The sequence below is a fragment of the Pelatocladus sp. genome (assembly GCF_059505505.1).
This window is the reverse complement of the sequence record NZ_JCACKS010000050.1, coordinates 1-14,457: the sequence shown is the minus strand read 5'-3', so window position 1 is coordinate 14,457 and position 14,457 is coordinate 1. Positions and strand designations below refer to the sequence as shown.

At 44.0% G+C, this 14,457-nt stretch carries 11 protein-coding genes and 1 pseudogene; all 12 read right to left on the bottom strand.

What is annotated here, in order from left to right:
* Positions 1 to 486: 486 nt before the first annotated feature.
* The 12 genes and pseudogenes from AC5JMK_RS05245 to AC5JMK_RS05190 all read right to left on the bottom strand — a co-directional run bounded on the left by AC5JMK_RS05245 (position 487) and on the right by AC5JMK_RS05190 (position 14,386).
* On the bottom strand, positions 487 to 831 hold the full coding sequence (locus tag AC5JMK_RS05245) for a hypothetical protein (protein WP_096679639.1): 345 nt from the start codon (positions 829 to 831) through the stop codon (positions 487 to 489).
* 296 nt (positions 832 to 1,127) lie between these two features.
* A complete protein-coding gene (locus AC5JMK_RS05240; RefSeq protein WP_495909545.1) occupies positions 1,128 to 2,147 on the bottom strand; it encodes an MFS transporter in 1,020 nt (339 codons plus the stop codon).
* A pseudogene (locus AC5JMK_RS05235) lies at positions 2,119 to 3,660 on the bottom strand (MGH1-like glycoside hydrolase domain-containing protein); the annotation flags it as partial. The gene AC5JMK_RS05240 and the pseudogene AC5JMK_RS05235, both read right to left, overlap by 29 nt.
* A gap of 99 nt (positions 3,661 to 3,759) precedes the next feature.
* Positions 3,760 to 4,527 (bottom strand): glucose 1-dehydrogenase, encoded by a 768-nt coding sequence (locus AC5JMK_RS05230; RefSeq protein WP_096679645.1) that lies wholly within the window; start codon positions 4,525 to 4,527, stop codon positions 3,760 to 3,762.
* Between the two features lie 241 nt (positions 4,528 to 4,768).
* On the bottom strand, positions 4,769 to 5,350 hold the full coding sequence (locus tag AC5JMK_RS05225) for a flavodoxin domain-containing protein (RefSeq protein ID WP_495909544.1): 582 nt from the start codon (positions 5,348 to 5,350) through the stop codon (positions 4,769 to 4,771).
* A gap of 34 nt (positions 5,351 to 5,384) precedes the next feature.
* A complete protein-coding gene (locus tag AC5JMK_RS05220; RefSeq protein ID WP_495909543.1) occupies positions 5,385 to 6,305 on the bottom strand; it encodes a class I fructose-bisphosphate aldolase in 921 nt (306 codons plus the stop codon).
* The gene (locus tag AC5JMK_RS05215; protein ID WP_495909546.1) at positions 6,302 to 6,757 is read right to left on the bottom strand and encodes an HAD hydrolase family protein; all 456 of its coding nucleotides are present in this window, start codon (positions 6,755 to 6,757) and stop codon (positions 6,302 to 6,304) included. Before AC5JMK_RS05215 ends, AC5JMK_RS05220 begins: the two co-directional genes overlap by 4 nt.
* A gap of 38 nt (positions 6,758 to 6,795) precedes the next feature.
* Positions 6,796 to 7,596 (bottom strand): glucose-6-phosphate dehydrogenase (NADP(+)), encoded by an 801-nt coding sequence (locus AC5JMK_RS05210; protein ID WP_495909542.1) that lies wholly within the window; start codon positions 7,594 to 7,596, stop codon positions 6,796 to 6,798.
* Positions 7,597 to 7,598: 2 nt separating this feature from the next.
* Positions 7,599 to 8,582, bottom strand: a complete 984-nt coding sequence (gnd, locus tag AC5JMK_RS05205; RefSeq protein ID WP_096679655.1) for a phosphogluconate dehydrogenase (NAD(+)-dependent, decarboxylating) — start codon at positions 8,580 to 8,582, stop codon at positions 7,599 to 7,601.
* Between the two features lie 24 nt (positions 8,583 to 8,606).
* On the bottom strand, positions 8,607 to 11,462 hold the full coding sequence (locus tag AC5JMK_RS05200; RefSeq protein ID WP_495909541.1) for a bifunctional transaldolase/phosoglucose isomerase: 2,856 nt from the start codon (positions 11,460 to 11,462) through the stop codon (positions 8,607 to 8,609).
* 160 nt (positions 11,463 to 11,622) lie between these two features.
* Positions 11,623 to 12,621, bottom strand: a complete 999-nt coding sequence (locus AC5JMK_RS05195) for a hypothetical protein (protein ID WP_096679659.1) — start codon at positions 12,619 to 12,621, stop codon at positions 11,623 to 11,625.
* A gap of 64 nt (positions 12,622 to 12,685) precedes the next feature.
* On the bottom strand, positions 12,686 to 14,386 hold the full coding sequence (locus tag AC5JMK_RS05190) for a multicopper oxidase family protein (RefSeq protein WP_096679834.1): 1,701 nt from the start codon (positions 14,384 to 14,386) through the stop codon (positions 12,686 to 12,688).
* Between the last annotated feature and the right edge of the window lie 71 nt (positions 14,387 to 14,457).

Below are 14,457 nucleotides of genomic sequence, written 5' to 3'. Positions count from 1 at the left end.
CATCCACCCTGCCGATCCTTGTTCTACCAGTTCATAAATTTGGCGAAGGTATTGAAGGTAGTAATTTCTTCTGTACGTCCATAAAAAACCGATACACAAAGTGCTTCTCCCCAATCTTGGCGCTGGGATGGATCTGAATTTGTATAGCAAGTTTTATCAAATTCTATGTTGAAAGCCTGAAAAAAGAGCTCAAGTGTCCGCTTGTCTACTCCTCCTTGCTTTTTGGGAAATTATTGCGCCTGTGGTAAATAGAATGTTGCATCCGGTTTTTTGAACAATACCTTTAGTTTGGAACTTTAATAGTTATCGTATAGAGGCGGATATAGAGGTGGAGGGGCTTACCGTTCGACAAAATCAGGCAAAAGACAAATGATTTGCGATCGCCTGTTGACTCCAATTAGAGAATCTATGCACACTACAATTCATCCACATATGTGGACTTGATGTGTATAGCCTCAGATTTCCAATGTGCGGGGACTTTAATGCTTACATTTTACATCTTGATTGTTGTAAAGCTGTCTCTACCCACTCCTGAATGAGTGCATACAGAACAAAGCGTATTTTGAGTCGTTTATGTGTACAAATAATTTTGAACCTCAGCTTTAATGATTTTGGGATATATCCCTTAACATCCTCAGATTCTTCGTTAAGCAAATCATCATAAACTTCAGGAATAGGTGCACCTGTTTGTATCCATTGTCTGATCAAATCTTCCAGCACGGCACTCATTTGTAATTCTTTTTTTACGCAAAGAACTTTGAACTGAAGCTTAAGAGTTTTGGGAATAGCCCCTTTAACAACAGCAAGTTCGTTATTATCTTGATTAGTCACAACTTCACAGATTTTCTATTAAAAAAAACTGAGATACATGCAAGCAAAGCGTAGAATGCAAGTCTGACAAAACAGGAGAGTTTTTACGCAAAAGATATACTTTTAAATCGTTGTTGTACGCCTTTGTAATGCTAACTCATAAGTATTTATCAAACAAATTAAAAGAACATGAAAGCCCTTGTCGTGATCAGGTGACAAAAGGGCTAGAATAACGATACTGCTTATCCAATTGCAATTGATGAACTGAAAAAAGAAAAACGCTTGTCGAAGAAATCTAAATTGCGCCATACTCGATATTACCGCCAGCGCCAAAATACGACTAAGATCGCTCCGGTTAAGATTAGCATTAATCCGGCAGCTAGACCGTAGGTTGCACCAAGACCTACCGAATAACTCAGAGGTTGACTCAGCAGAGGTGAGAGAAATTGTCCTAGAAAGAAAAATGTAGTGATACCACTCACAACCCTGCCTCGAAAAGCGTCAGGAGTCACAGAAGTTAAGCAAAGATTCATATTAGGCATGAGTAGCCCTAATCCTAAGCCCGCGATCGCTAACCCTATCAAAACTACAGTATAGTTAATTGCCCAACTGATCAATCCATAACCAAGCGCCATATTAACAAAAGCAATACCGTAAATAGCAGTAAACCCTAAACGAGCTTTGAATTGCCGATAAAGGATAGAGCTAATCGCTGAAAATAGGGTTAATAGAGCGATCGCCAAACCACTTTGAGAAGGACTTGCATTAGCAATTTGCTTTAAATAAAACGGCAGCTGGGTTGGAATCAGGTAGAATACTATCTGTGTGATTAAAGCAATACTGTAGGTAAACACCACAATACTGGTAGGAAATTGCTGCGGTATGTTGGTAGCATTGGTTGCTGTTTTGGATTGGTTCCGTTGTGGCTCTGGGATAAAAACGGCTGTAAAAGGTATAAAAACTAGCGCCATCAAGTAAATTAAGAATGGCGATCGCCAATTCTCATCGGCTAGAAAGCCACCCACAGACAAAAATAGAACTCCTCCCAAACCCATGAATCCTGCTTGTAAACCCAGGAATTGCGCTCGTGCAGGTCCACTGTAGTAGTCAGCAATTAAAGTGGTTGCTATTGTCATTACTCCTGCTACACTAATGCCCAAGAAAGCTCGACCGAGCAAAATTGACTCCAGGTTGCTAAGTAAAAATCCTGAACTCCCTGCAATTGCGTAAAGAACTAATGAGAATAGGAGCAAAGGTTTACGTCCGAGTCGGTCAATTGCAATCCCAACAAAAGGAGCACCTAAAGCAATCCAGAAATTGTTGATCAGTGCGACCATATATTTTTCTTTCTATTTGATAAATACGCATAGCAGCCCAAGCATGAACAGGTGGATTGACATCGCCAAAAGCCCATTCATAGGCCGGAATTTGACCATTAGGGTGCATGTACCATTCCCGCGTCAGTATATCCAATTGGTACTTGGCAAAATCTGGGTCAATCATTGCCAATGGAAGCAAATGAAATGCCAAATCCCAAGCTGCAAACCAGGGATATTCCCACTTGTCCGGCATTGAGAGAATATCATCATTAAACAGATGAATCCATTCATGATTTCTGCCATGCTTGCGTTCGGGTGGTGGTAATGGATTCCCAGGATCGCCCTTTAGCCATTCTTCTACTACGTAGTAATAGAACTGCTTACTCCACAACATCCCAGCAAATGCTTGTCGTTGTAGACTCCGCATATCCTCAGATAATTGAAAAGGACAAATGCGGTGATAAAATTCATCGGCTTGTGAGATTCGATTTTGAAAAATTTCCTCAAACTTGTTATCGAAGGGTTCCACACTTTCTTCTTGATAAGGACGCGATGGAGAGATGTCACTCAACCGCAATCGCACTGTTTTGGTTTCACCTGCATCAATTGACAATTTGTAATACGCTGAGGTTTTAGTACCGATCAAATTGGGATTAACAGCTTCTTTTCGATTATGGACTACATAGTCATTAATTCCATCTTTGACGTAGGCAGAAGCATTACTCACGCCAAATAATTTTTCATTATTGGTTTCGTTTTCTGTAAAAAGCAATTGGGTTGTACCCTCGCAGTACAGCCATCTTTCTCCTAATGTTGGATGAGAAGCTTCTATAATGCTTAAGTTAGTGTCAGATTTGAACACCTTGAGAAAAGGCTTTGTGAGCTTTTCTTTACTGGAGTTCCAAGACCAAGTGTTGCGAAACCACAGAGTCGGCAAAAAATACAGCGTTTTTGTTTCTGGGCCTCTGTTGGTGATACTAACTTTAATTAAAATATCTTCAGGTGAATTCTTTGCATACTCTACAATGACATCAAAGTAGCGATCATCAGCAAACACACCTGTGTCGAGCAGTTCAAATTCTGGGTCATTGCGACTTCTGTTGCGATTTTCTTCGACTAATTGGGTATAGGGGAAAGCGGCTTGAGGATATTTATAAAGACATTTCATGTAGGAGTGAGTAGGGGTATTGTCTAGATAGAAATAATATTCTTTGACATCTTCCCCATGATTGCCTTCTGTTCCGGTTAAACCAAACATTCTCTCTTTAAGAATAGTGTCTTCACCATTCCACAGAGCGATCGCAAAACAAAGTCGTTGATGATTATCGCAAATTCCAGCAATCCCATCTTCTCCCCATCGATAAGTACGAGAGCGAGCTTGGTCATGGGTGAAGTAGTCCCAGGCTTCCCCTGTTGTGCTATAATCTTCTCGTACTGTTCCCCATTGCCGTTCACTTAAATAAGGCCCCCAACGCTTCCAGTATGCTGTGCGATCGCGCTGGGCTGCCAACCTTGCTTCTTCTTGAGTCATTCGATTTTAGATTTTAGATTTTAAATTTTAGATTTTGGAATTGACCACACTTTAATTTCTTATTTTACTTATTTCTCCACTAGGAAGGACTAAAACGGGCTATTGCTCCTGATAATTCCAGAGTAGTCCACCATCTACAAAGAAAGTGCTACCTGTTACATAATCAGCATCATTAGAGGCGAGAAAAGCAACTACTGAAGCTACATCTTGTGGCTTACCTAAGCGACCCAAGGGAATGTTTTTAAGTACAGCGTCTAACTTCTGTGGGTCATTTAAAAGCTTAGTATTAATTGGGGTCTCAATAGCTCCTGGTGCAACAGAGTTGATCGTAATTCCCAAAGGTCCCAACTCAATCGCTAAGTTACGTGTCATCATTTTGACACCACCTTTGCTAGCACAGTAAGAAGTAAAATGTGGAAATGGGAGTTCTTCATGCACTGAACTAATGTTAATAATCTTTCCAGTTCGTTTAGTCTCAATTAGGTGCTGGACAAAAGCTTGAGTTGCAAAAAATACACCTTTGAGGTTAACATTCAAGACTGCATCATAATCTGCTTCTGATACTGACCAAAAATCAGCGCTCTTTTCAATGCCAGCGTTATTAACTAAAATATCGAGCTTGCCGAAGTGTTGAATACCCAACTTAATCAACTGATGGACTTCGCTGACTATACCTAAGTCTGCCTTAATAATCAAACCAGAGCTTCCTGTGTCCTGTACTTTAGTTAGAGTTTCTTCAGCACCTTGGCGATGGCTGCGGTAGTCAATCACGATATCTGCGCCTTCTTGAGCAAGACGCACTGCGATAGCTTGACCAATTCCTTGGCTGCTACCAGTTACCAAAGCTACTTTACCTTCTAGCTTCATCTCTATTGTCCTCTGAAAGTAAGGTGATCTCTGTTCAGATTTTTAATTAAGAAAAGAAGGTCATAGATTAGAATCACTAATACTCTGGTAGGTGTTGTTTGTAGTAAGTGCTTCAGCGCTTAAAAAGGACTAAAGTCCTGACTACAAACTATGCAAAGTTGGCGTGACAGAGTATTAATTTAACCTAACCTACAACCTTCTTTTATCTTTTAGTCTTTAACGCTCTACATTGTTGATTGCATTAAACTGAAACTGGAATTGGTTTGGCAAACAAATCCTGACCTTTAAGAGCAGAAGCGATTCTAGATACATTTGCTCCGTGATATCTTGCTACTTCGAGTCTCTCTTCGGTGACACCCGTTTGCTCCATCATCTCCCCTGCTGATCGTCCGTAAGGTCCCCACTGTAGTCCAGCTAAATGGTAGCCTGGGGTATTTTTGGGAAGAGGAACTATAACCATCCCCATCTGAGCAAGGTTATTTAGTAAAGCCAGCATAGTAAGTTCACATCCACCGCCAGCATTTCCATAGCCACCGCCGGTAGTAAATATTGCTCCAACTTTGCCAATCATGCTATCTTTCATCCAGACTCGACCGCATACTGTATCGATAAACTTTTTGATCCGCCAATCTGGACTTCCCATGTGAACAGGTGTTCCAATAATAAGTGCGTCACAGGCGATTAAGTCATCTGTTGTCACTTCTTCTGCTAACTTAGTTGAGACTTGAGTTCCCAGAACTGACATCGCACCGGAAGCGATCGCCTCAGCCATCTTCCGTGTATTGCCGTAGTCTGTTGAGTATACTATTAATACGTTAGCCATTTTGATCTCCTTAGTTTTGTTTAGAAGTGAAAGGTTAAGCAACCTCTTGATAAATTTCTATGATGGCGTTGAGTAGCTGCACCGCATCAGACTTGGAGCGCTGGAATGAGTTGCGTCCGATAATCGATCCAAATCCGCCACCATAGTGAATAGAGCGAATTTCATCAAGTATGACTTCATCACTTTCGGTTGGACCACCAGAGAAAATGACAATACGTCGGCCATTGAAAGTACACTGCACGACGTGACGCACTCGTTCGCTCAGTGTCCCAATAGGAATTTGCTCTTTTTCGTAAACTTTGCGTGCTGCCTCTTGCTCAATATGTGCAGTTGGCAATTTGACCTTGATAATATGTGCGCCCAGTTGGGCAGCAATTTGTGCAGAATAACCGATCACATCAATGGCAGTTTCACCCTTTTTGCTCAAACCAGAGCCACGGGCATAAGCCCAAATCACCACTATCAAACCACAGCGCTTGGCTTCTTCGGCGTAGGCGCGGATTTGTTGGTACATCTCCATCCGATGTGTCGAACCGGGGTAGATAGTAAAGCCAATACCCACACACCCCAAGCGTAATGCATCGGCCACGCTGCCAGTCAGAGCCTGATGAGGATCTTGCTCATCAAGCAAGACATCATGATCGTTGACCTTGAGCAGTAGGGGAATCTCGCCAGCAAACTCCCGCGCTCCTGCTTCCAAAAAACCCAAAGGAGCAGCATAGGCATTACAGCCAGCCTCGATCGCTAGCTCAAAGTGATAGCGAGGGTCGTATGCAACTGGGTTAGGAGCAAAACTACGCGCCGGTCCATGTTCAAAGCCCTGATCTACTGGCAGGATAACTAACTTGCCAGTTCCCCCAAGCTTGCCGTGATTTAGTAGTCGGGACAGATTGGTTAGCGTTCCTGGATTGTCGCTACCATACCAGTTGAGGATTTCTTGCACAGATTTGTTCATCTTGTTTCTGCTCCCATCTGATAAACTTCTTTGGGGGTGTAAGTTGAACTCTGGCTATTTAAGATGTAACGCTCTACTGCATTGGCAAAGCCTTCATCTTCATTAGAGGTTGTCACATATTTGGCAGCACGCTGCACCTCAAGACTAGCATTGCCCATCGCAATGCTCAGACCACTTTTCGAGAACATTGGCACATCGTTGGGCATATCCCCGATAGTTGCAATCTCTTGAGTGGGAATTGCCAGCATCTGTGACAGGCGCTCGATAACAAACCCTTTATTAGCATGTGGATGGGTTACGTCCAGATAATAAGGTTGTGAGCGAGCAGCAGAGACTTGCTCTGTACCACCTGAACTTGCGCCAGTTTCGCAACACACCTGCTCTCTAAATTTTCGTTGGGTTTCAGCTTCGCATCGCGCTACTGCTTCTAGGTCATCGCTAACACCGACAATCTTGGCTACGTTGTCAAGTAAATGATCAAAAGTTGATACTACCGTTGGTGAGAACTTATTTCAACATTGTCAGATCGCTGGAATAGGGTGGCGTCACCAATCATACAGTCGTAAAGCAGTGTTTCATAGCCAGTACTTGGCTGAGTGCCAAAATAGTCAGCATATGCAAAATTCATCTCTACCGTACCCATGCGTACACTAGGTCCGGGAACCTTTGCACCAAACTGTAAACTGATACCAATGTTCTGCACCGTTTCTTTGCCGAGGTAGTGATCGATGCGGTAAACTTGGCTTTCTTGCAGGACACCACTGATATTTTTATTCAGAGCGCGAGCCGAATCAAAATCATGTCCAAAGGGCTTCTCAATAATTACCCGCCGCCACATACCTTCTTCTTCACGAACTAGCCCACTAGTCCCTAGTTGCCACACAATATCGTTAAAGAAATTAGGTGCTGTTGCTAAGTAGTATAGGTAATTGCCACCTGTACCGCATTCTTGATCTACAGTTGCTAGGAGTTCTTGCAACTGCTCGTAAGTATCAGGGTCTTGAAAATCACCAGACAGATAGTATAAATGCTTTTCAAACGCATCCCAAAGCTGTGCATCGACTGAGCTAGTCGCAAACTCATAAATGTCCCGACTCATTTTCTGGCGGAAGTCATCAGTACTCATCTGAGCACGAGCCACTCCCAGGACGGCAAACTCCTTGGGTAACAGGCTGCTTTGTGCCAAGTTATACAGAGCTGGAATCAACTTACGCTTAGTCAAATCTCCAGCAGCACCGAAGATTACCATGACGCAGGGATCACCAGGTCGATCTAGCCATTTATCAGTCATGTTCAAGCCCTTGCATTTTGCTCTATGTGTCCACCGAATTTGTATCGCATCGCTGACAGTAACTTCTCAGCAAAAGTATGTTCCTGTCGTGAGCGGAAACGTGTGTAAAGTGATGCCGATAGCACATCAGCAGGTACGGCTGACTCTATGGCCGCCATAATTGTCCAGCGACCTTCACCAGAGTCCTGTACAAAACCTGTATATTCAGACAGTGTTGGGTTTTCAACCAGAGCCATCGCGGCTAAGTCTAGTAGCCATGAACCTACAACACTGCCTCGACGCCAGACTTCGGCAATGTCTGCTACATTTAGATCATAGCGATAAGCTTCAGACAGTTCTGGGGAGTTGGCATTACGGAAGATATCAAAGCCTTCAGCATAAGCTTGCATCAGGGCATACTCAATACCGTTGTGAACCATTTTGACAAAATGTCCAGCACCATTGGGGCCACAGTGCAAGTAGCCATCTTCTGCTGTGCTGCTCAGTTTTTCGCGTCCTGGCGTACGGGAAATGTCACCTCGTCCAGGTGCAATCGTTTGAAAAATTGGATCTAGATGTTCAACAATCCTTCGCTCGCCGCCAATCATTAAGCAGTAGCCTCGCTCTAACCCCCACACCCCACCACTGGTTCCCACATCTACGTAGTTTACGCCCAGATTTTGTAAAACCTTAGCACGGCGCACATCGTCTTTGTAATAGGAATTACCACCGTCGATAATGATGTCGCCTGGTGCCATTTTCTGTGCTAGTTCCATAACTATCTGCTCTGTTGCTTCACCAGCCGGTACCATTACCCAAGCAACACGAGGTTTAGTGAGTCGATTGACGAAATTGTCTACAGAAGTAGTTCCTATTGCCCCTTCACTTTCTAGCTGCTTGACTTTGTCGGGAGTCCGATTGTAGACAATACACTCGTGTCCGTCTTTGAGCAGACGTCGGACGATATTTGCACCCATGCGTCCTAGACCAATCATGCCCAGTTGCATATGATTCTCCTTGAGTTTGCTGATTCAGAACAAGACTTGCTTGATAGCCGTTTGTAAAGTAGTTAAACCTGCTTGCACATCTGAACCTAAATGCACTCGCAAAGCCCGTCGCGATCGCTCTGCTAATACCTGAAAGTCACCTCGTGCTTGAGCTGCTTTGACTACACCAAAACTATATTTATGCCCAGGAACAAGTAAATCTACACTTGCATCGCAGGTAATTTGTAAAAACACACCGGTATTGGGCCCGCCCTTATATGCTTGTCCGGTGGAGTGTAAGAAGCGGGGACCAAAGCCTAAACAAGTTGCTACTTGCTTGGCATCGCGAACAGCTTGCCGAATTGCTTGTAGTTGTGCTTGGTGCAACTCGTTCATCTCAACATAAGCCAGCAGAGCAAAATAATCACCGACTTGGATGCGGTTTAGGTGCGCCCGCAGATAGCCAATCAACGAGCGATCGCTCGTTGCTTTCAAGAGTGCTGCTGCATTTTTCTGGTCAGTGAACAACTGGATATGGTTTTCTGTAAGTATTGGTGTCTCTGGTGGAAGTGTACCCGTTTGTTCATACTTGGATGTCAATTGTCGCGTGGCAATTTTGCTCACTTCCACATCCGGTTGATTAAAGGCATTAATCCCAATAATCGAGCCTGCAACGGCGGTGGCAAATTCCCAACGGAAAAACTCTTGACCTAGTTGATAGGCATCTCGGATTAAAATGCGTACTACAGGCTGTCCTGCTTGTTCTAAAGCATCGACTATTGTATCTTGCTCTAAATTGGAATTAGTCTCCAGCTTAATGTAGACAAACAAGCGATCGCTGCCGTACATCTCTGGTGTCCCCAAGGGTTCCTGGTCAATAGGAATCAATCCTTTGCCGTCTTTACCTGTTGATTCAGCAAGTAACTGCTCTAACCATGCACCTAAATCTGAAATAGCCGGGGAGATGATCAGGGTGATTTTGTTTCGACCTTGGTTAGCAAGCACACCCAGAATTGTTCCCAATACTACACCAGGGTTGTCTGTAGCTGGAACAGTCGCAGCACAAGAATGTACCATTTCCTCAGCGTAGTCGAGGAATTTCGCGACATCAACACCCATAATCGCCGCAGATACCATGACAAAATTTGACAAGGCCGAGTACCTGCCACCGATACTGGGTAAGCCAAAGAAAATGTTACGGAAGCCGTCACTTTGTGCTATTTGCTGAAGTTTCGAGTCAGGGTCGGTGATCGCAATGAAGCGTTTACCTGCTTCTTCTGTACCCAAAGCCTGCTGTACCCGCTCGAAGAAATACTGCTTAAAGATGTTTGGCTCCAAAGTACCACCCGACTTACTGGATACAACGAACAGAGTGTTGGTCAGATCCAATTTATTTTCAACTGCTTTGATCTGAGCTGGGTCTGTTGAATCCAGCACGTGTAGTTCAGGGTAGCCCAGCACCCTGCCAAAGGTGAGCTTCATCACTTCCGGACACAGACTAGAGCCGCCCATTCCTAGTACTACTGCGTCTTTAAAACCTCTACTTTTAACTTCTTCGGCCAGTTTTTTGAGGTGGTCAATGTGGGCCAATTGATCTTCAGTGATCCCAAGCCAGCCTAACCAACGGCTCTCGTCCTCATTTGTCCAGAGCGACGCATCTCGCGCCCACAACCGTCGTACTTTGTTGTTGGTGAGCCAATCTTTCACGGATGCTTCCACACTTTTGGCTAGGTCATCAGGCAGATAGTAACTTTGCCGATCTAGGGCTGTACCTAGCACCGCTTCACGCTTTTTCTCGACAACACTTAACAATTTGTCAAATGCTTCAGTGAATAACTGTACTCCCTCTGTCAAGAGCTGTTCTGTAATCTCTTGCATTGAGATGTTGAGCCGAGAGAGGGTTTCCATTGTGTCATGCGCTTCTTCTAGATGCTCTTTCAAGCTGCCACGACGTGGTTGTCCATGATCGCGAAACGCCTCAAATGTTGCTGGAGGAATGGTGTTTACTGTGTCTGAACCGATGAGTTCCTCTACGTAAAGCACATCGCGATACAGGGGATTCTTAGTACTGGTGCTAGCCCATAAAAGTCGTTGTGTTTGTGCGCCCTGATTGGCTAATGATTGCCACTGAGCGCTGTGATAGATTTCTTGGTAGCGTTGATAAGTTAATTTAGCATTGGCGATCGCAACTTTACCTATGAGGCTTTGCAAAGACGCCTGTTCTCTGGGACTGGTAGCTGTCTGGATGCGATGAGTGGCGATCGCATCAATCGCAGTATCAATGCGGCTGATAAAGAAACTGGCAACGCTGGCTACCTTACTTACATCTCCACCTTGCGCGGCCAAGGCTTCTAGACCATTGATGTAAGCATTTGCGACTAAATCGTAGGTTTCTTGAGAGAATAGCAGTGTGACGTTAACGTTGATCCCCTCACTAATCAGTTGTTTGATTGCAGGGATACCAGCAGGAGTTGCCGGAACCTTAATCATGACGTTCTCACGCCCAACAGCTTGCCAAAGTCGTTGCGCCTCAGCGATTGTGCCTTGTGTATCGTGAGCAAGGTAAGGTGAAACTTCCAAGCTAACGTAGCCGTCACGCTTTTTTGTTTGCTGATAGACAGACTGCAAAATATCAGCAGCATTTTGAATATCGCTAATCGCCAATTGCTCATAGAGCGACATGGCGTCCATGTCTTGCTGCTGCTCAAGACTAATAAGTGGATCATTATAGTCGGTGCTGCCAGCAATGGCTTTCTCAAAAATAGTCGGGTTAGACGTGACACCACACAATCCATCTTCATCCACCAAGCGTTGCAGTTCGCCACTGGTTATCAAGCTGCGTCGAATGTAGTCTAACCAGACAGACTGCCCGTAATTCCGCAGAATTTGCAAAGAGTTCATAAGTTGTTTTTCCAAAAATATTAATTAACCTTACTTGCATTACAGGCTCTCAACATGTTTTGCTGGGCAGGAACACTCTGTATTCAAGTTTTCACTTCAAAAAATTTTTTACCAGTTAAGATCGTTAAATTAAGAACAAATTTAGTGAGAGCGATCGCAATTAACACCAACAATTAGAGCCTGTCGAGACTCCATAGTTACAGACAGAGGTGAGTGTAACATTATCAATCAATAATCCGGAATCAACAGTGTTATCTCCCACATCTGCGACTCCGAGTCCCAAAGTGTATGTTCCAGTAGTTGGTATTGTAAAAGAAAAAGTTTGCAAGCCAGTCTCTGCAAAAAACTCTGTTGTTGAGGAAGTCACCAATGATGAGAACTTCGTGTCAGCTAATTCTGACTCAGAACTGATTGAAACGAAGAAAAAATCGTTATTAGGGAACACTTGTGCGCTCTCATTTGTCAGCAAACTCCAATCGAAAGTTAAAATGTCTCCAGCATTTGCTGTGAATATTTGCCGAATAGCTGAACCTTGAGTGACATCCCCATTGCCAAAATTATCCAGGCTTCCAGTTTCTAAACCAAGGAACGTTTCTATAATTGCATCAGAAAATGTGACTCCCCCAGTTGACAATAAGGCCTGGGAAGATCCTTCACTTGGACCACTGTTAAATGTTGCTGTTTCAATACTAGTTGCGCCTAGTGTTGTCCATCCAGTAAAATCACCGTTTTCAAAGCCACCGTTAATAACCGTTAGGTGAGGATAGGATTTGGGAAGAGTAAACGTGTCGAATGACAGTGTATAAGAACCGAATTCAAAGTGATCGCCTATCAGTTTAGTATCTCTTAAGCCAGTTATTGCAAAATTCAAACTGCCATCTGTTGGTACTATTCCGGTTATTACAGGTAGAACACTATCATCAGCTTGGTCATCATTTATTGCCAGAATATTACCAGAATTATCAACCAATCCCAAAAGTGGATCAACTGACTCTGAGGTTATTTCTGCGGTAAACAAAGTTCCAGGATTAAGGCCTGAGATCGTAAAAAAGTCAATGTCATTATAGCTAAGTTGTCCATATACAGTACCAGCATCAGATGATAGAAATTGTCTGGTGTCGAAAGAGTTATTGAATTCACTCTCAATTACTTTTGTCATGACAATTACGATAAAAACTAAAAATTTAATGATTTTTGTAGAAACAAGCTGATTCTAGTAAAAGCTACGATATTACCTCAAAGGGCAACATCATCTCGTTGTCCTCGTGTTCAAGCATATGGCAATGCCACACGTAGCGCCCAGTGAATGAGTTGCCAAAAGGTAGATTCTCCGCAGCTTGAGCGCCAAATGGGACGATCAGGCGGGTAACTTCGCCTGGATTGACTAGCACTGTATCCTTCCATCCAGTCTCATTTGGTGCTGGAGGTCTGGCCGGACCAATTGCAAAGGGGGTTGGATCAGGCGGTGGGTAGTTAGCTGGCACTGTTGGTCCACCAGGTGCATGATGTGTGAGTACTGTGCGAGAACCAGTGGCAAGGTATGCTTTCATGTACTGGGTTGTATTGATCTTTTGCCGATTCAGAATTTGGAATAAAACCAGATGCAAGTGCATCGGGTGGGCAACAGGTTGTAGGTTAATAATATTCCACTGCTCCACCGTGTCCACCTTTGGACGCTCCATCAGCATTTCAGGATAATTCTCGGCCTCGTCCCAGTAGACATAGTTGAGTAGCACTACAAGCGGTCTAGTTGGACTAGGGATCTCTACCAGTGTCAAAAACCTCTGTTGCACAGGTGTAGTAGCAATTGGTGTAATGAGTGGTTTATGCAATCGCAATGTTTGGGGAATAACTTTAGGAGTAGGAGCGCCTGTATTAACAGTAAATTGCATGATTTCTGGCAATAAAAAACTACCTAGTACTGTGTTGGCTCTACCCTCTGGATACGGTGCGATCGCCTCATTTTCCAAAATGATTTTGTCTCCTGGTAAATTGTTAGAAAAGTCAATTACTATGTCAGCTCGTTCGCCAGAAGATAGCAGTAGTCTAGACAATGACACTGGAGTATTCAAAAAACCCCCATCAGTACCAATTTGAATAATTGGCTGGTTCGATGACAACTTCAGATTATAGGTTCGCGAGCTGGAGCCGTTGACGATTCGGAATCTGTACAAGGTGCGATCAACATTAAGGTTTGGCCACGCTTTGCCGTTGACGGTAGCAACATCGCCAAGAAACTCCACTTCCCAAAATTCGGGATGATATATTGAGCCATCAGGGTTGAATACCCGATCCTGCAAAACTAGTGGTATCTCATAAGGAGGTCCTGAAGGAAGACCAAGTGGTCCATTGCCTCCAGCAGGATCATCAATGTCTCTGAGCAAATAGAATCCAGCTAGTCCAGCCATCACATTTTGGCCAGTGATCCCAAGCGCATGGTCGTGATACCACAATGTCGCTGCTTCCTGGTTGTTGTTGAAGTTATATACGTAAGACTCCCCTGGGGTAAATGTGTCTGTCGGATAACCATCGCTTTGTGGTTCAGTGTTACTCCCATGCAGATGCAACGATATCCGTGGGCTAGTTTTGTCAGATTCCAACACGCCGTGCAACCTTGTGTCAAGTGGCAAAGGGTGAGACCCAAGTTCATTTTTCACGGTGAGTCTAAGCGGTGTGCCTCTTATGACTTCAATTGTCGGTCCAAGGTACTCAGCACCACCGTAGCCCCATGTGGGAGCGGCTCCTAAGTTCTTATGGAACGAGTGGGAACTAGGTGCTACTGCTAAAGTAGTGAGTGATCCACTAGGAAACGGTATGGGTAGAGCTTCTGTAAATTTTGATATCTGCGGCGAAGCTGCAATGGTTCTCTTCGCTTTAAGCATTGCAGGAACAAGAAATGCTGCTCCCAACCCTGCACTTGTCATCAAAAATTGTCTTCTAGTACAATACCTTCGCCAAAATAAAGAGGGCTTTCCGTAGTAGAGTTATTGTTTAC